The 17,892-nt window shown below is 72.5% G+C and carries 13 protein-coding genes and 1 pseudogene; 5 read left to right on the top strand and 9 right to left on the bottom strand.

Translation table 11 applies throughout. The features are described 5' to 3' along the window. Positions 1-11 precede the first annotated feature (11 nt). Positions 12-2,546, top strand: a complete 2,535-nt coding sequence (locus ACWDX7_RS15595; RefSeq protein WP_451491427.1) for a DEAD/DEAH box helicase — start codon at positions 12-14, stop codon at positions 2,544-2,546. Here ACWDX7_RS15595 and ACWDX7_RS15590 read toward each other — a convergent pair. The 7 genes from ACWDX7_RS15590 to ssd are packed head-to-tail and all read right to left on the bottom strand — an operon-like array spanning position 2,443 to position 7,442. After that, entirely contained in the window at positions 2,443-2,904 is a 462-nt protein-coding gene (locus ACWDX7_RS15590) for an Rv3654c family TadE-like protein (protein WP_451491428.1), read from the bottom strand. The genes ACWDX7_RS15595 and ACWDX7_RS15590 overlap by 104 nt on opposite strands. After that, positions 2,901-3,278, bottom strand: a complete 378-nt coding sequence (locus tag ACWDX7_RS15585) for a TadE family type IV pilus minor pilin (protein ID WP_451491429.1) — start codon at positions 3,276-3,278, stop codon at positions 2,901-2,903. Before ACWDX7_RS15585 ends, ACWDX7_RS15590 begins: the two co-directional genes overlap by 4 nt. Further along, entirely contained in the window at positions 3,265-3,462 is a 198-nt protein-coding gene (locus tag ACWDX7_RS15580; RefSeq protein WP_451491430.1) for a DUF4244 domain-containing protein, read from the bottom strand. Before ACWDX7_RS15580 ends, ACWDX7_RS15585 begins: the two co-directional genes overlap by 14 nt. A 35-nt stretch (positions 3,463-3,497) precedes the next feature. After that, positions 3,498-4,274, bottom strand: a complete 777-nt coding sequence (locus tag ACWDX7_RS15575; protein ID WP_451491431.1) for a type II secretion system F family protein — start codon at positions 4,272-4,274, stop codon at positions 3,498-3,500. Beyond that, on the bottom strand, positions 4,274-5,158 hold the full coding sequence (locus ACWDX7_RS15570) for a type II secretion system F family protein (RefSeq protein WP_451491432.1): 885 nt from the start codon (positions 5,156-5,158) through the stop codon (positions 4,274-4,276). Before ACWDX7_RS15570 ends, ACWDX7_RS15575 begins: the two co-directional genes overlap by 1 nt. Then, positions 5,155-6,303 carry a TadA family conjugal transfer-associated ATPase gene (locus ACWDX7_RS15565; protein ID WP_451491433.1) on the bottom strand — a complete coding sequence of 383 codons (1,149 nt, stop codon included), beginning with the start codon at positions 6,301-6,303 and terminating at the stop codon, positions 5,155-5,157. Before ACWDX7_RS15565 ends, ACWDX7_RS15570 begins: the two co-directional genes overlap by 4 nt. After that, entirely contained in the window at positions 6,300-7,442 is a 1,143-nt protein-coding gene (gene ssd / locus ACWDX7_RS15560; RefSeq protein ID WP_451491456.1) for a septum site-determining protein Ssd, read from the bottom strand. The genes ACWDX7_RS15565 and ssd overlap by 4 nt, the downstream gene beginning before the upstream one ends. A 531-nt stretch (positions 7,443-7,973) precedes the next feature. On the opposite strand from ssd, the gene ACWDX7_RS15555 reads away from it, so the two are divergent. Continuing rightward, positions 7,974-8,852, top strand: a complete 879-nt coding sequence (locus ACWDX7_RS15555) for an HAD family hydrolase (RefSeq protein ID WP_451491434.1) — start codon at positions 7,974-7,976, stop codon at positions 8,850-8,852. Positions 8,853-9,304: 452 nt separating this feature from the next. Here the strand turns inward: ACWDX7_RS15555 and ACWDX7_RS15550 are convergent, their stop codons facing one another. Continuing rightward, the gene (locus ACWDX7_RS15550) at positions 9,305-10,216 is read right to left on the bottom strand and encodes an oxidoreductase (protein WP_451491435.1); all 912 of its coding nucleotides are present in this window, start codon (positions 10,214-10,216) and stop codon (positions 9,305-9,307) included. Positions 10,217-10,325: 109 nt separating this feature from the next. On the opposite strand from ACWDX7_RS15550, the pseudogene ACWDX7_RS15545 reads away from it, so the two are divergent. Continuing rightward, positions 10,326-11,303: pseudogene (locus ACWDX7_RS15545) on the top strand (ATP-binding protein); the annotation flags it as partial. Between the two features lie 211 nt (positions 11,304-11,514). On the opposite strand, the gene ACWDX7_RS15540 reads toward ACWDX7_RS15545, so the two are convergent. Then, positions 11,515-12,837 carry a hypothetical protein gene (locus ACWDX7_RS15540; RefSeq protein ID WP_451491436.1) on the bottom strand — a complete coding sequence of 441 codons (1,323 nt, stop codon included), beginning with the start codon at positions 12,835-12,837 and terminating at the stop codon, positions 11,515-11,517. A 233-nt stretch (positions 12,838-13,070) separates the two neighbouring features. Here ACWDX7_RS15540 and ACWDX7_RS15535 point away from each other — a divergent pair, with 233 nt between their 5' ends. Together ACWDX7_RS15535 and acs are read left to right on the top strand one after the other, a co-directional pair. Continuing rightward, the gene (locus tag ACWDX7_RS15535) at positions 13,071-15,563 is read left to right on the top strand and encodes a bifunctional SulP family inorganic anion transporter/carbonic anhydrase (RefSeq protein ID WP_451491437.1); all 2,493 of its coding nucleotides are present in this window, start codon (positions 13,071-13,073) and stop codon (positions 15,561-15,563) included. A 265-nt stretch (positions 15,564-15,828) separates the two neighbouring features. After that, positions 15,829-17,826: an acetate--CoA ligase gene (gene acs, locus ACWDX7_RS15530; protein ID WP_451491438.1), complete on the top strand. Its 1,998-nt coding sequence runs from the start codon at positions 15,829-15,831 to the stop codon at positions 17,824-17,826. Positions 17,827-17,892 lie beyond the last annotated feature (66 nt).

Here is a 17,892-nt window from a genome sequence, read left to right as displayed (position 1 = left end):
TGGCTGCCGCGATGGCATTCAATCACTTACCGGCAGGCGCGCACGACGCCTTCGGACCATTGTCCCGCACGCCAGTGACACACTCGGTTCCAATGGCCAATACTCACCGTCCCGGTCGGCTCACGCCACCCGCGGACGCCAGAGCCACCCCCGGCACGGTCCTGGACCGGCTGTCACGGGGGCCTTCGCGAGCTGCTCGCATCACTCATACGGAGCACTTGCCCCCTCGGACGGGGCGTCATGCAGTCTGGCCGGACCGCATCCGAACGGATGTCGTGGCCGCCATCCAGGCCGCGGGAATCGAACATCCGTGGGAACATCAGGCAGCGGCCGCCGAGCACGCCCTGGACGGCGAATCCGTGGTCGTCGCCACCGGCACCGCGTCGGGCAAGTCGCTGGCGTATCTGGCACCCGTCCTGTCCGCCCTCGCCGACGGGGCCGAGGCCCCGAACGGAAGGGGCGCGACGGCCCTGTACCTCGCCCCCACCAAAGCCCTGGCGGCCGACCAGCGGCGCGCCGTACGGGAACTGGCCGCCCCGCTCGGCAACGCGGTACGGCCCGCGGTCTACGACGGCGACACGCCGGTCGAGGAACGCGAATGGGTCCGCCAGTACGCCAATTACGTCCTGACCAACCCGGACATGCTGCACCGCGGGATCCTTCCGGCCCACCCGCGCTGGGCCTCCTTCCTGCGCGCCCTGCGCTACGTCGTGATCGATGAGTGCCACTCCTACCGCGGGGTCTTCGGCTCCCACGTGGCGCAGGTCCTGCGCCGGCTACGCCGGCTGTGCGCCCGCTACGGCTCCGAACCGGTCTTCCTGCTGGCCTCCGCCACCGCGAGCGACCCGGCGGCCGCCGCGTCCCGGCTGACGGGGCTCGCCGTGACGGAGATCACCGACGACGCCTCCCCGCGCGGCCAGGTGGTCTTCGCCCTGTGGGAGCCGCCGCTCCTCACGGACCTGCGGGGCGAGCGGGGCGCTCCGGTACGCCGCACCGCCACGGCGGAGACCGCCGACCTGCTCACGGACCTCGTCGTCCAGGGAGTCCGTACGGTCGCCTTCGTCCGCTCCCGGCGGGGCGCCGAGCTGATCGCGCTGATCTCGCAGGAACGGCTGTCCGAGGTCGACCGGTCCCTGGCCCGGCGGGTCGCGGCCTACCGGGGCGGCTACCTGCCCGAGGAGCGGCGGGCCCTGGAGCGGGCCCTGCACTCCGGTGAGCTGCTGGGGCTGGCCGCCACGACCGCCCTGGAGCTGGGTGTGGACGTCTCCGGGCTCGACGCCGTCCTGATCACCGGCTACCCGGGCACCAGGGCCTCCCTGTGGCAGCAGGCGGGCCGCGCCGGCCGGGCGGGGCAGGGCGCCCTGGCCGTGCTGGTCGCCCGGGACGACCCGCTGGACACCTACCTCGTCCACCACCCGCAGGCGCTGTTCCAGCAGCCGGTGGAGGCCACCGTGCTGGACCCGGACAACCCGTACGTCCTGGCCCCCCACCTGTGCGCGGCGGCGGCGGAGCTGCCGCTGACGGAGCCCGACCTGGCGCTGTTCGGCCCGGCCACCGAGGAACTCCTCCCCCAGCTGGAAGCGGCGAAGCTGCTGCGCCGCCGGGCGACGGCCTGGCACTGGACCCGCCGGGAGCGGGCCTGCGACCTGACCGACATCCGGGGCGGCGGTGGCCGCCCGGTGCAGATCGTCGAGTCCGAGACCGGCCGGCTGCTGGGCACGGTCGACGAGTCGGCCGCCCACTCCACCGTCCACGACGGAGCCGTCCACCTCCACCAGGGGCGCACCTACCTGGTGGAGCGCCTGGACCTGGACGATCCGCACGGACCGGTGGCCCTGGTGGAGGAGGCCAGCCCGCCCTTCTCCACCACAGCCCGCGACGTCACTTCCATCTCCGTCCTGGAGACCGACACCGAGATCCCCTGGGGCCGTGGCCGGCTCTGCTACGGCTCCGTAGAGGTGACCAACCAGGTCGTCTCCTACCTACGGCGCAAACTGATCACCGGCGAGGTCCTCGGCGAGGCCAAGCTGGACCTGCCGCCGCGCGTCCTGCGCACCCGGGCCGTGTGGTGGACGGTCACGGAGGAGCAGCTCGACGAGGCCCGGATCAGCCCGGAGATCCTCGGCGGGGCCCTGCACGCCGCCGAGCACGCCTCCATCGGCCTGCTGCCACTGTTCGCCACCTGCGACCGCTGGGACATCGGCGGCGTATCCGTGCCCCTGCATCCCGACACCCTCCTCCCCACGGTCTTCGTCTACGACGGCCACCCCGGCGGCGCCGGCTTCGCGGAGCGGGCCTTCCAGACGGCCCGGGTCTGGCTGAGCGCCACCCGGGACGCCATCGCCTCCTGCGAGTGCGAGGCCGGCTGCCCCTCCTGCATCCAGTCGCCCAAATGCGGCAACGGCAACGACCCCCTCCACAAGCGCGGCGCCATCCGCCTCCTCACCCGCCTCCTGTCCGAAGCGCCGCCCGCCCCGGCCGCTGCGGCGGCACCGGACACTCCGGAACCCCCGGGCAGCTCTGGACACTCCCCGCCCCGGCCGTGACCGCGGCGGTTCCCGGCGGGGGCGGTGCCTCGCGGGGTGGGCCCGCACGGGCCCGGATCCCCGGGCTGAAGGGCCCCGTAGCGGCGCGGGCCGTCACCTGCGCCACCTCCCCGTCCAGGCGGCAGGAGGTCAGTTCCGCGGCCTGAGCGCGGACCACCCGCAGGGCCGCCGCGCAGGCGGCCTCCGGGCCGTGCGCCCAGGTCGCGGCGGCGGCGAGGGCCGCCAGGTCGGCGGCGGCCGCCGCCCGGTGGCGGGCCACCACGGCCTGACCGAGCAGGAGCACTCCGCCGAAGACCGCCCCCAGCACCGTGGCCACGAGCGCGGCCCACACCGTGGCCGAGCCCCGGTCCCGGCTCACGGCGGCGGCCCCACGCTGTCCTCGGCGAGGGCCACCGCCTGCGCGCCCAGCCGTACGGGTAGCCCCTGCGGCCCAGGCGCCGGGGCCGCCACCCGGACCCGCCACAGGTCGCCCATCCGCTCCACCTCCACCTCGGCCCCCGGCGGCGCGGCCTCCCGGGCCGCCGCCACGGCGACCTCCGACGGCTCGGAGCGGGCAGCCGCCCGCGCACCGGCCCGGGCCGCGTCCACACACCGGATCTGCGCCGCCGCCGCCATCAGCGCCCACACCAGCAGCGCCGCGAACAACACGAGCGCCGGGATGACCAGGGCGGCCTCCGCCGTCACATATCCGCGGTCGCCCCTTTCGCGCGGCTTTCCCTCAGAACGGCACATCGAGCGCCTTCCCGATGGTCGACTGCAGCGCCGTGGCCACCACTTCGCTCGTCACGACCTTGTACAGAACGGCCGCGAACGCACAGGCCGCGATCGTGCCCATGGCGTATTCCGAAGTGGACATCCCCGCGTCCCTCTCACGGACGCTCAGCGCGGACCGCACACGAAACCAGATGATCCTCATGGCAACCTCCTTGATTTTTTGTTCTTGAAGTGATTTCAGGTGTTCGAGAGAAGACCGGAAGCCATCCCGATCACCACCGGGGCAACCCCGATCGCGAGAAATGCCGGGAGGAAACACAGCCCCACCGGCGCGGTGACGAGCACCGCCGCCCGCTGCGCCCGGGCGGTCGCCCGCCGGCTCCGGTCCGCCCGGAGGGCCGATGCGAGCCGGGAGACCGGTTCCGCGGCCGGCGAACCCGTCCGGGCGGCGCGCTCCAGGCATTCCGCGAGCGTCCGGGCACCCGGTATCTCCGCCAACCTCCCCCACGCGGCCCCCGGTTCGCCGCCGAGCCGCAGCTCCGCCCCTGCCAGCGCCAGCCGCTCCCCCACGGGCCCGCCGAGCGACTCGCCCACCGCTTCCGCCGCCTCCACCGGCCCCGCTCCGGCCGCCAGGCACGCGGCCAGCAGATCCGCCGCGAAGGGGAGCTGGCTCTCGGCCTCCCGCAGGTCCACCGCGGCCGGCGGGCGCGCTCTGCTCTGCCAGCGCCGCACCCCGAACGCCGCGGCGCATCCGGCCGCCACGCCGGCCACCCCGCCGATCAGCACCCAGCCCGCCAGCGCCGCCCCGGCCGGCCAGGCCCAGCCCGCCGTCAGCCCTCGTATCCGGGAGCCCCGCAGGGACCGTCTGGGCTGTGGCCGTGCCGCCAGCAGGGCCGCGACCCTGCGCCTGGACGCCCGGGCCCGGACCCGCTCCGCGACACCCGATGCGATGCAGAGCACCGCCGCCGCGAGGCACAGCGCGATCCCCAACCTGTGGACGGTGAAGGCGCCCATCACCGTTCCCCCGTCCGTACGATCCGTCGGCACCACAGCACCCCGAGTGCCTCCAGCACCCCGCCCGCCAGCAGGCAGCCCCAGCCCACCGGGGTGTGCAGCAGCACCCGCAGCGGATCGGCGCCCAGCCCGGAGCCGATCAACAAGCCCACCAGCGGCAGCAGGGCCAGCACCACCGCCGTCGATCTGGCCCCGGCCAGCTGGGCCCGCATGGACTCCTGCCGGTCCCGGTCGGACCGCAGGGCCCCCTCCAGCCGGTCCAGTCCGGCGGCCAGGCCCGCACCGCCGTCCACCGACACCCGCCAGCAGGCAGCCATCGCGGCCAGCCCTTCCGCTCCGGGCTCGCCCGCCGCCTGCCGCAGCGCCCCGGGCACATCCCCGCCGAACGCCGCGGCGGCCAGCACCCCCGCCTGCGCCGCACCCGGACCGCCCGGGCCGGAGACGGTCCTGCGCATCGCCGCGGTCAAGGCCTGCCCCGGCTGCGCCCCGGCCCTCAGCTCCCCCACCACCGCGCCGCACAGCGCGACCACCTCCGCTGCCCGCGCCACCCGGGCCCGCTCCCGGTCCCGGCCCCGCAACCACCGCCGTACCAGCGGCACCGCCGCCGCCCCCACCGCCAGCGGGATGAACGACCCGCCCAGCAGAGCGACCGCCAGCCCGGCGCCCAGGCAGGCCCACTCCCGCCACCGCGCCGCCCGTACCCGAACGGCGATCACCAGCCTCTCCCAGCGCACCGGCCCGCGCGGGACCACGGGCCCGCCGCCCGCCAGCACCATCCGGGCCCGCCGGGACACCCGGTCGCCACCGGCCAGCACCCAAGCCGCCGCCCCTGCGCACAACACCCCGGCGAAGACCGGCAGGGGCAGCACCGTCCCGGCGCTCATCGGGCACCCCGCAACAGCGGGCGGAGCCGCTCCCAGCCCCGCTCCCGTACGAAACCCCGCGCGGCCCAGCGCAGCGCCGGCACGGTGACCACCAGCCCGGCGGGGTCCCGCTCCAGCACATGGACCTCCGCGACCCGGCGCCTCCCTTCCCGGTCCCGGACCAGGTGGACCACCAGGGTCAGCGCGGCCGCCAACTGGCTGTGCAGGGCGGCCCGGTCAAGCCCCGCGGCGGTCCCGAGCGCCTCCAGCCGGGCCGGGACATGGGCGGCGGCGTTCGCGTGGACCGTGCCGCAACCCCCCTCGTGTCCGGTGTTGAGTGCCGCGAGGAGATCCGCCACTTCCGGGCCTCGCACCTCGCCGACCACCAGCCGGTCGGGGCGCATCCGCAACGCCTGGCGGACCAGATCGGCCAGAGTGACGAGGCCCGCACCCTCCTGATTGGCCGGCCGGGTCTCCAGCCGCACCACATGGGGATGGTCGGGGCGCAGTTCGGCGGAATCCTCGGCCAGCACGATCCGCTCACCGGGTCCGACCAGCCCCAGCAGCGCGCTGAGCAGAGTGGTCTTGCCCGTCCCCGTCCCGCCCGAGACGAGGAACGACAGCCGGGCCTCGACCATCTCCCGGAGCAGCCGCTGCCCGCCGGGCGGCAGTGTGCCCACCGCCACCAGTTCCTCCAGCGTGAACGCCCTCGGGCGCACCACCCGCAGCGACAGGCAGGCGGAGCCCACCGCCACGGGAGGCAGCACGGCATGCAGCCGGGTCCCGTCCGGCATCCGGGCGTCCACCCAGGGCCGGGCGTCGTCCAGCCGCCGGCCCGCGACGGCCGCCAGCCGTTGGGCGAGCCTGCGCACGGCCGCGGCGTCGGGGAAGGTCACCCCCGTGAGCTCCAGCCCTCCACCCCGGTCCACCCACACCCGGTCGGGAGCCGCGACCAGCACGTCGGTGACCTCGGGGTCGGCCATCAGCGCCTCCAGCGGTCCCGCGCCCACCAGCTCGGAGCGCAGCTCGGCCGCCACCCCCAGCACTTCCGCGTCCCCGAGCAGCCGGCCCTGGGCCCGCAATGCCGCCGCCACCCGGGCCGGGGTCGGCTCTGCCCCGCTCTCGGCGAGCCGCTGGCGCACCGCGTCCAGCAGGACCGCGCTCATGCCGCCACCCCCTGGGCGGAGCCGAGTGCCCGCTGCCAGAAGCCGTCGCAGAACCGGGCCAGGGAGCCCCTGCCCTGCGCTCCAGGTGGTTCCCCCTCGGCCACCCGCCCGGGGAGCCCCACCTCGACCGGTACCTCACCGGCCAGCGGCGCCCCCAGCAGCCCGGCCACGGCCTGTGGATCCAGGCCTCCGGCGGAGCGGCCCCGTACGACGACACGCACGTCCCGAGCCACCATCCGCACCCCGGCCGCCACCCGGCCCGCCGCGGCCACCGCCCGCACCTCATCCGGCACCACCATCAGCACCAGGTCCAGCTGGGCCAGGACCTCGGCCACGGCTTCGTCGACCCGCCGGGGCAGGTCGACCACGACTACCCCGCCACGGCGGCGCGCGGCGGCCACCACCGACCGCATCGCGGCGGGCGGCACCACCACCCGGTCGCCGCGGTCCCAGCTGAGCACCCGCAGGGCGTGGAGCTCGGGCAGCGATTCCTCCAGGGCGCCGGCGCCGACCCGCCCCCGGGAGCCCGCGAAGTCGGGCCAGCGCAGTCCCTGCGCGGCCTCGCCGCCGAGCAGCACATCCATGCCCCCGCCCAGCGGATCGCCGTCGATGAGGATGGTGCGCTCCCCGGCGCGGGCGGCCCGGACGGCCAGCGCGCAAGCCAGCGTGGAGGCTCCCGCTCCGCCGCTGCCGCCGATCACCCCGACGGCGAGAGCGGGGCGCCCGGCTCCTTCCACCACATCGGCGATGCGGTCCACGAGGGTTGCCTCGGCGTCGGGGAGCCGCAGCACCTCCTCCGCGCCGATCTCCACCGCCCGCTGCCATACGAGCGGGTCGTCCAGCTCTCGCCCGACGAGGAACACCCCGTCCCGGCGAGGCACCGCCCAGCGGACCCGCCGGGCGGCGTCGTCCCCGACCAGGACCAGCGGCGCCGAGTCCCATCCGACGCCCCCGTCCCGGTCGGCGCCCCCGGCGCTTCCGAGGCTTTCCACGGCCGGGTCCCCACCCGCGCCACTTTGCTCGGGCATCGCATGCCGCACGTGCGGCTCGGCGCCGGCGGCGGCGCACAGCCGCAGCAGGTCGTCGAGCAGCAAGGGATCCTCGGTGATGATCAGCGGTCGCCCGCCGCCCGGCAGCACCCCACCCGTACGGGCCGGGAGCCCCTTCCCAGCGGTCGGCGCGGGCTTCGGCGCTTCACACGACTTCGATCGAGCCACGATCTCCGCCCCCTTCTCACTGCAAATCCAGCGCCGCGGACTTCGCGGCTGGAATCACCGTGCAGCGATCAGGAAAAAGAAGAGGATCTTGCTCAAAAACTGTGGATAACCAGCCCACTGTGAATAACCCGGTCACTCACACGGATGGCTTCCGGAGCGCGGCGGAACAATTACGCACGGTGACGAGTCTGGTGGAGTGAGGGCCTTCGCCACGCAGGCCCCGACGCAGAGGAAGGAGCCAGAGGGATGATCACTTGGGCCGAAGGCAGGGACGCCAAACCGCGTCCGGACATGCGACGACCCCCGCCGGGGGGGAGAGCGGGGGTCGTCCCCACGGTCCGACTCGGGGGGGGAGGAGCCAGACCGGGTTAGCACGGTCGCGAACGATCCGTGACTTCCATGGTGTACCCGAGAGCCTTCTCAGGCAAACCCACGCGCCATACTTTACGCCGAATGGTGGGCGCATATGCTCGGCTCGTGGAAAATCAGCCCTTGCCGCTCTCCTTGCCTCGCACCGCAGCCTTCTTCGACCTGGACAAGACGGTCATTGCGAAGTCGAGCACTCTGACGTTCAGCAAGTCCTTCTACCAAGGCGGCCTGATCAACCGGCGAGCCGTGCTGCGCACCGCGTACACGCAGTTCATCTTCCTGGCCGGCGGCGCCGACCACGACCAGATGGAGCGGATGCGCGAGTACCTGTCCGCCCTCTGCAAGGGGTGGAACGTGCAGCAGGTGCGGGAGATCGTCGCCGAAGCCCTGCACGACCTGATCGACCCGATCATTTACGACGAGGCCGCGTCCCTCATCGAGGCACACCACACGGCCGGCCGGGACGTAGTGATCGTCTCTACCTCGGGCGCGGAAGTCGTCGAGCCCATCGGCGAGATGCTCGGCGCCGACCGCGTCGTCGCCACCCGCATGGTCGTGGGGGAGGACGGCTGCTTCACCGGCGAGATCGAGTACTACGCCTACGGCCCCACGAAGGCGGAGGCCGTACGGGAGCTCGCCGAGTCCGAGGGGTACGACCTCGCTCGGTGCTACGCCTACAGCGACTCGGCCACCGACGTCCCGATGCTGGAGGCGGTCGGACACCCGCACGCCGTGAACCCCGACCGTGCACTGCGCCGGGAGGCCACGGCCCGGGACTGGCCGGTCCTCGTCTTCAACCGGCCGGTGCGGCTCAAGCAGCGGCTGCCGGGGCTGTCGATGCCCGCGCGGCCCGCGCTGATCGCCGCGGCCGCCGTGGGCGCGGCAGCCGCGACGGCGGGCCTCGTCTGGTACGCGAGCCGGCGCCGGGCCGGAGCGTTCACCGCTGCCGCCGCAGCCACGTGAGCAGGGGCATCGTGGGGGCGACCTCTCACCGTGGACGGGTCGGGATGTCCTGACTTGCGAGGTTCCCACCCGTCCGATTAGTCCGGCATTGCCCAGAAAGTAAAGAAGTGCGGCCAGGGCTTTCGTTTGCTTGCCGAGCGGAGTAGAAAGGAGTCAAGGCCCGCGAGACCGAAGAACATCCGAAAGGATCATCTTTAAACGCAGTAAGGCCCACGGACCGAAGCATGAACGCCGGGCACCCACGCGACGTCGACCCGTCGATTACGGGCCAGCCGCACCAGGTGACGGGCAAAGTTCCCGGCCTGATGGGCAACCATCGAGGACGCTTGGTAACCCGGCGCGATTGCCAGCGGCGGCACCGAAGCAACACGGTGTCGCCGCAACCCATGTCGGGGGACTCCCCGCAGCCGCGACGCCCCCGAGGGGATGCGCGCGGCAACGACATCAGGCCGTTACGCCGCGCCGCGCTGCAGCGCCTCGCAGACCGCCGTCGACTCACGGACACCGAGCTCGATCGCGCGGCCGCAGTGGGCGATCCAAGCGGCCATGCCCTCCCCGGTCCCGGATACGTAGCCCTCGAAGGCGGCCAGATACGCGTCGCGCCCCAGTTCCGCGTGACCGACCTCAGCCGGGCAGATCGCCTTGGGATCCAGGCCGCTGTTGATCAGGACGATGCGCTCGGCAGCCCGTGCGACCAGGCCGTTGTAGGTGGCGAAGGGGCGCAGGGCCAGCAGCTCGCCGTGCACGACCGCCGCTGCGATCAGGGCCGGCGCCGAGCCGCCCGCGATGATCAGACGGGACAGGCCGTCGAGCCGGCCCGCGACCTCCTCCGCGCTGGGCAGAGGAAGGGTCACCAGGGGCTCGTCCACCGGTTCACCCGCGAGACGCGGTCGGCCCACCACGTCCCCGTCCGCCGTCGACCCCGACGCGACGAGGTGCAGCCGCGCCAGGACCCGTAGCGGCGACTGGCGCCAGATGCTCAGCAGCTGGCCGGCCTCGGCGGTGAGCCGCAGCGCGGCGCCGACCGTCAGCGCCTCCGGCTCCGACCCGAAGTCGGTCCGGCGGCGCACCTCCTCCAGCGCCCAGTCGGCCCCCGAGAGCGCGGCGCTCCCGCGAGCGCCGCGCAGTGCGGCCTCCGAGGTGATCTCCGCACTGCGGCGGCGCATCACGCGGTGCCCGTAGACCCGGTCCACGGCCTTGCGTACGGAATCCACGGACTCGGCGACACCCGGCAGCGCGCCCAGCGGCGCCAGCGGGTCGGCCGCGGCGGCCGCGCCGGGCGCAGCAGCCGGGCCCGGCGGGGGAACCGGCGCGGAAGCGGAGGGCGAAGCCGGACCGGATGCGGAGTCAGAAGCGCTACTCATAAGTAGGGAGCCTACGCACTGCCCACCCATAGCACCGACCCCTCCTTCGAGTGGTCTTCTTCACTGACCGTGACCACGCCCTGCGACCGCTCCACTACCCTTGGTGAACATGAAGATCGCTTTCGTGGGAAAGGGCGGCAGCGGCAAGACCACGCTGTCCTCCCTGTTCATCCGCCACCTCGCCGCCAATGAAGCCCCCGTCGTCGCGGTGGACGCCGACATCAATCAGCACCTGGGCGCCGCGCTCGGACTCGGCGAGGAGGAGGCCGCCGCACTGCCCGCCATGGGCGCGCGCCTGCCCCTGATCAAGGAATACCTGCGCGGCTCCAATCCGCGCATCTCGTCGGCCGAGACGATGATCAAGACGACCCCGCCGGGCACGGGTTCGCGCCTGCTGCGGGTCACCGAGGACAACCCGGTCTACGAGGCCTGCGCGCGCACGGTCCTGCTCGACGGCGACAGCGACAGCGGACTCGTACGTCTCATGGCCACCGGGCCCTTCACCGAGTCGGATCTCGGCGTGGCGTGTTACCACTCCAAGGTCGGGGCGGTCGAGCTCTGCCTCAACCACCTGGTCGACGGTCCGGACGAGTACGTGGTCGTCGACATGACGGCCGGCTCGGACTCCTTCGCCTCCGGCATGTTCACCCGCTTCGACATGACCTTCCTGGTCGCCGAGCCGACCCGCAAGGGCGTCTCCGTCTACCGCCAGTACAAGGAGTACGCGGGGGACTTCGGGGTGGCTCTCAAGGTCGTCGGCAACAAGGTGCAGGGTCCGGAGGACATCGAGTTCCTCCAGGACGAGGTGGGCGAGGACCTGCTGGTGACCGTCGGGCACTCCGACTGGGTACGGGCCATGGAGAAGGGCCGCCCGGCCGCCTTCGAGCTGCTGGAGGCGACCAACCGGCTCGCGCTCCAGGCCCTCCAGGACGCGGCCGACGATTCGTACGCTCACCGCGACTGGGACCGGTACACCGAGCAGATGGTGCGCTTCCACCTCAAGAACGCGGAGAGCTGGGGGAACGCCAGGACCGGGACCGACCTGGCGGACCAGATCGACCCCGGCTTCGTCCTGCGCGAGGAACTCCGCGAGGGGGCCCGTGGCGGGATCGGGGACGGGCTGAGTGACAGCGTCAGCACGGACGCCAGCGCCAGCGCCAACGCGGACGCGGACGATCGGGCCGAGGACGGAATCCCCGACGCTCAGGCGGGACAACCGAGCCAAGAGCGGCGGGAGACTCACGAGGGGCGGGAAGAGACGACCGGACAGGGCGGGGAGGCCCAGGAGGGGGACCTGGTCAGCCCTCGTCCTCATCCGCATCAGCCGGCTCCCCAGCCGGCTTGACGCCTGCGGGGCCCGCGGGCGCGGCCGACGGCGTGGGCGTGGGCGGCGCGGTGAGGAACTGCGTCCAGCCCTCCTTCGGCGTCTGGCCCACGTCGAGGGTGCGCATCCGCTCCAAGGTCTTCGGGTCCTGGGCGTCCAGCCAGTCGACCAGCTCGCGGAAGGGCACGCAGCGGACTTCCTTCTGGGTGCACATAGCCTTGATGGACTCCTCGACGGCACGCATGTAGGTGCCGCCGTTCCAGGACTCGAAGTGGTTGCCGATGATCAGCGGTGCGCGGTTGCCCCGGTAGGCCCGGTCGAAGGCCTTGAGCAGGCCGTCGCGCATCTGGTCGCCCCAGTACCTGTGCTGCAGGGGGTCACCCTGGGTGGTCGATCCGGACTGGTTGACCATGAAGTTGTAGTCCATGCTCAGGGTCTCGAACGCGCGGCCCGGGATGGGCACGAGCTGCAGCGGGATGTCCCAGAGGCCGTCCTTCTTCTTGGGCCAGATCTGCTTGCTGATGCCGCTGGAGTCGTAGCGGAAGCCACCCATGGCCTTCGCCGCCAGCATGAAGTTCTTCTGGCCCTCCAGGCAGGGGGTGCGGGCGCCGATGAGCTCCTTCTCGTAGTCGAAGGGCAGTGCCGGCATGCCCTTCAGGCCCGCGTTGGTCTTCCAGTTCTTGACGAATGACTTGGCCTGGATGATCTCGCTCTTCCACTCCTCCACGGACCAGGTGCCGACGCCGCCCTCGGGCCCGCAGAAGTGGCCGTTGAAGTGGGTGCCGATCTCGTTGCCCTCCAGCCAGGCCGCGCGCACCTGGGTGGCGGTGTCCTTGATGCCCTGGAGGTCGCCGAAGCCGATCTCGGAGCGGCCGGGGGCGTGCTGGGGGGCGATATAGAGGGAACGTTTCTCCTCCGGGAGCAGGTACACGCCGCTGAGGAAGTACGTCATGCGGGCGTTGTACTTCTTGCCGACCTGGCGAAAGTGGGAGAAGAGCCTCTGACTGTCCTCGCCGGCCCCGTCCCACGAGAACACCACGAACTGCGGCGGCCGCTGACCCGGCTTCAGCTTCTGCACCTGCTGGACGTGCGGCTGCGGGCCGGTGTAGGCGGTCGAGCCGTCACCGATGGGCCGGTTCACGCTCCCGGGCGCCTCCGGGGCACGGGCGCCTCCGTTCGCGCCCTGCCTTCCGGAACCGGCGGGCCCGGCAGGCTCGGAGGAGCCGCACCCGGCCGCTCCCAGGACCAGAGCCGTGGCGACCAAGCCGCCGGCGACCTTCTTCGTGGCGGCGATCATTCGCCCCACCTCTCCCTCACAGTTCCGTCGCAGACTTCCGGGCCGCAACGTCCCATGCGGCCTACTTCGAGGAAGAGGTGACAAGCCGTACAAAATGCTTAATCACTCTCAGGCGCTAATTTGTACGCCATTTGCCCGTATTGCCGCCCGCTCGCCTTTACTCTCCATTACCCTTCATTTACCGAGTGTTGAGACTCCCGCCGCTTCACCCCTCCCGGAGGAGACGGGACCTTATGACAGCCACCTCCCGCACACGCCGCACCAAAGGCCGCGCCCAGGACCAGGCCAAGGCCCACGCCGAAGGAGTCCCCGCAGGCTCCGGCACAAGCACGGGCTCCGCTTCTGGGTCCCGCTCCACATCCCGCAAGGGCCTACCGGCCGGCCTCTCAGCCGACCTCTCCTCCTCCATCGCCGTCTTTCTGATCGCCCTGCCGCTTTCCCTGGGCATCGCCCTGGCCACCGGCGCACCGCTCCAAGCCGGTCTGGTCGCCGCGGCGGTCGGCGGGATCGTGGTCGGGCGGCTCGGCGGCGCTCCGCTCCAGGTGAGCGGGCCCGCGGCCGGACTCACCGTCGTCACGGCCGAAATGATCCAGCGTTACGGATGGCGCACCACCTGCGCCATCACCGTGCTGGCGGGCTTCTGCCAGCTCGGCCTCGCCGTCCTGCGCACCGCCCGGTCCGCGCTCATGGTGAGCCCGGCCATCGTGCACGGCATGCTCGCGGGCATCGGCGTGACCATCGCGCTGGCCCAGCTGCACATCGTGCTCGGCGGCACCCCGCAGAGCTCCGCCATCGCCAATGTTCGAGGGCTGCCCGGCCAGTTGGCCGATCTGCACCCGGCCGCCCTCGGCGTCAGCGCGCTGACGCTGCTCGTCCTGCTCACCTGGCCGAGACTGCCCGGGCGCACCGGCCGCGCCCTGCGCAAGGTGCCGGCCGCGCTCGCCGCCGTCGCCGCGGCCACCGCCGTGGCCACGCTGGCCGGGCTGACCCTGCCCCGGGTGGACCTGCCGTCCTGGAGCAGCCACGCGCTGCCCGAGCTGCCCGAGGGCCCGGTCCTCGGCATCATCGCCGCCGTGCTGACCATCACCCTGGTCGGCAGCGTGGAGTCCCTGCTGTCCGCGGTCGCCACCGACAAGCTGATCGCCTCCGAGAGGGGCGCGGGCAACCGCCCGCCGCGGGCCGACCTCAACCGGGAGCTGCGCGGCCAGGGCGCCGCGAACATCGTCTCCGGCGCCCTGGGCGGTCTGCCCATCACGGGCGTGGCCGTCCGCAGCGTGGCGAACGTCAAATCCGGTGCGGTCAGTCGCCGGTCGACCATGCTGCACGGCTTCTGGGTGCTGCTCGCGGCCGCGCTGCTCGTCCCGGTCCTCGACCTGATCCCGCTGGCCGCGCTGGCGGCGCTGGTGATGGCGGTGGGCGTGCAGATGGTCAGCATCACGCATCTGCGCAGCGTCACCCGGCACCGGGAGGCGGTCGTCTACGGCACGACCATCGTCGCGGTGGTGCTGGGCGGGGTCCTGGAGGGCGTCGCCATCGGCATCGCGGTGGCCGTCGCGCTGGCCCTGCACCGGCTGGCCCGTACCCGGATCACGGTGGAGCTGCTGGACGACGGGGTCCACCGGGTCTGTGCGCGGGGGCAGCTGACCTTCCTCGCGGTGCCACGGCTGAGCCGGGTGCTGAACCAGATCCCGCACGACGCCCGCGCGGTGATCGAGCTGGACGGCTCGTTCATGGACCACGCGGCCTACGAGACACTTCAGGACTGGCGGAATTCCCAGCTGGCGCACGGGGGCTCCGTCGAGGTCACCGGCCGCTCGGGCACGCCCCGGATCGCGGAGTGCGAGCGGGCGAGCCGGGCCGACTGGACCGAGGGTGCCTCCGGCGTCCGGCGCGGCCCCCAGCGCGGGTCGCACCAGTGCTGCCGGCCGTGGACGCCGTGGAAGAACCACTGCGACCACCGGCCCACGCAGTGTACGGCCGGCGACCCACCGGCCTCCGAAACCGCGGCCTCCGAAACCCCGGCCTCCGAGACCCGGGCCGCCGCGCCCCGCCGACGCGGCGCGGGCCAACTGGCGAGCGGCATCAGCGCCTTTCAGCGCGACACGGCCCCCCGCGTGCGGGACGAGCTGGCCCGCCTGGCCCGCGAAGGGCAGCGGCCCTCGCAGCTCTTCCTCACCTGCGCGGATTCCCGGCTGGTGACCAGCATGATCACGGCCAGCGGCCCGGGGGACCTCTTCACCGTGCGCAATGTCGGCAACCTGGTCCCCCCGCCCGGAGCGGAATCCGCCGACGACTCGGTGGCGGCGGCCATCGAGTACGCCGTGGACGTGCTGGAGGTGGACAGCATCACGGTGTGCGGGCATTCGGGCTGCGGGGCCATGCAGGCGCTGCTGAACTCCTCACCGGTGGCGCCGATGACCCCGTTGCGGCGCTGGCTGCGCCATGGTCTGCCCAGCCTGGAGCGCATGCGCAGCCGGCACCACGCCTGGGCCAGGATCGCGGGCCGGCTCCCGGCCGACGCCGTGGAGCAGCTGTGCCTGACCAATGTGGTCCAGCAGCTGGAGCACTTGCGGGCTCACGGACCGGTGGCCCGACGGCTCGCCGAGGGCACGCTGGAGCTGCACGGCATGTACTTCCACGTCGGCGAGGCACAGGCGTACCTGCTGTCCGAGCGGGAGGACTTCTTCGACTGCGGCGTCTTCGACAGCGTCGGCCAGCACACCTGAACCGATACCCTCCCGTATCCGTGCAGTCGGTTGGCCCCTTCCCGCACCCTGCAGCGGGAAGGGGCCATTCGTACGCCGTGCCTACGCGGCCTACGCGTGCCTGCGCCGTACCCAGGCCGTCCCCGTGCCGCACGTCCTCCGCGTGTGCGCACGGGCAGGCTTCGGCACGCGCGCGCAAGCCGTTCCCACCCGACGTCCAGACGTGCTATAGGTCTAAACCAATTACCGGCTACCTCTTGTCACCTGGGCCGCTGACTGATGAGCTATGCCCGGGGACACAACGGACACCCTGGGAAAGGGAGATGTCGTGAGCAATGAAAGCCTGGCCAATCTGTTGAAGGAGGAGCGACGCTTCGCTCCGCCTGCCGACCTGGCCGCCGCCGCCAATGTGACAGAGGCTGCGTACGCACAGGCCGACGCGGACAGGCTGGGCTTCTGGGCCGAGCAGGCGCGCCGGCTGACCTGGGACACCGAGCCGACCGAGACGCTCGACTGGACCAACCCGCCCTTCGCGAAGTGGTTCGCGGACGGCACGCTCAACGTCGCCTACAACTGCGTGGACCGCCACGTCGAAGCCGGCAACGGGGACCGCGTCGCCATCCACTTCGAGGGCGAGCCCGGCGACAGCCGCGCCATCACCTACGCCGAGCTCAAGGACGAGGTCTCCAAGGCCGCCAACGCCCTGACCGAGCTCGGTGTACGGGCCGGTGACCGCGTCGCCGTCTACCTGCCGATGATCCCCGAGGCGGTCGTCGCGATGCTCGCGTGCGCCCGTATCGGAGCCGCGCACTCCGTGGTCTTCGGCGGCTTCTCCGCCGAGGCCGTGGCCTCCCGCATCCAGGACGCCGACGCGAAGCTGGTCATCACGGCCGACGGCGGCTATCGCCGCGGCAAGCCCTCCGCCCTGAAGCCCGCCATCGACGACGCCGTGGCCAAGTGCCCACAGGTCGAGCACGTCCTCGTCGTACGCCGCACCGGCCAGGAGACCGCCTTCACCGAGGGCCGGGACATCTGGTGGCACGACCTGGTCGGACGGCAGTCGGCCGAGCACACGCCGCAGGCCTTCGACGCCGAGCACCCGCTCTTCATCCTCTACACCTCGGGGACCACGGGTAAGCCGAAGGGCATCCTGCACACCTCGGGTGGCTACCTCACGCAGGCGGCGTACACCCACTACGCCGTCTTCGACCTGAAGCCGGAGACCGACGTCTACTGGTGCACCGCGGACATCGGCTGGGTCACCGGGCACTCGTACATCGTCTACGGGCCGCTCGCGAACGGCGCCACCCAGGTGATGTACGAGGGCACGCCCGACACGCCGCACCAGGGCCGTTTCTGGGAGGTCGTGCAGAAGTACGGCGTCACCATCCTCTACACCGCTCCGACGGCCATCCGTACGTTCATGAAGTGGGGCGACGACATCCCCGCGAAGTTCGACCTGTCGAGCCTGCGCGTCCTCGGCTCGGTCGGCGAGCCGATCAACCCCGAGGCCTGGATGTGGTACCGCAAGCACATCGGCGGTGACCGCTGCCCGATCGTGGACACCTGGTGGCAGACCGAGACCGGCGCGATGATGATCTCCCCGCTGCCGGGCGTCACCCACACCAAGCCGGGCTCCGCACAGCGCGCGCTGCCGGGAATCCGCGCCACCGTCGTGGACGACGAGGCGCGCGAGGTCCCGAACGGCGGAGGCGGCTACCTGGTCCTCACGGAGCCGTGGCCGTCGATGCTGCGCACGATCTGGGGTGACGACGAGCGGTTCATCGACACCTACTGGTCGCGCTTCGAGGGCAAGTACTTCGCGGGCGACGGCGCCAAGAAGGACGACGACGGCGACATCTGGCTGCTCGGCCGGGTGGACGACGTGATGCTCGTCTCGGGCCACAACATCTCGACCACCGAGGTCGAATCGGCGCTCGTCTCACACCCCTCCGTCGCGGAGGCCGCCGTGGTCGGCGCCAACGACGAGACCACCGGTCAGGCCATCGTGGCCTTCGTCATCCTGCGCGGCAGCGCCTCCGAGACCGCGACGCTGGTCGGGGAGCTGCGGGACCACGTCGCCGCCACGCTCGGCCCGATCGCCAAGCCGAAGCGGATCCTGCCGGTACAGGAACTGCCGAAGACCCGCTCGGGCAAGATCATGCGCCGCCTGCTGCGCGACGTGGCGGAGAACCGGGCGATCGGTGACGTCACCACGCTCGCGGACTCCTCGGTCATGGACCTGATCCAGAGCAGGCTTCCGGCCGCAGGCAGCGAGGACTGAGACACCCCGTACGGGAGCTGGTCAGGGGCATTCGGCGCGCCGCGCCGGATGCCCCTTTCACGCTTA

This window comes from Streptomyces sp. NPDC003034 (assembly GCF_053591375.1).
This window is presented reverse-complemented; position numbering and strand designations above follow the sequence as displayed.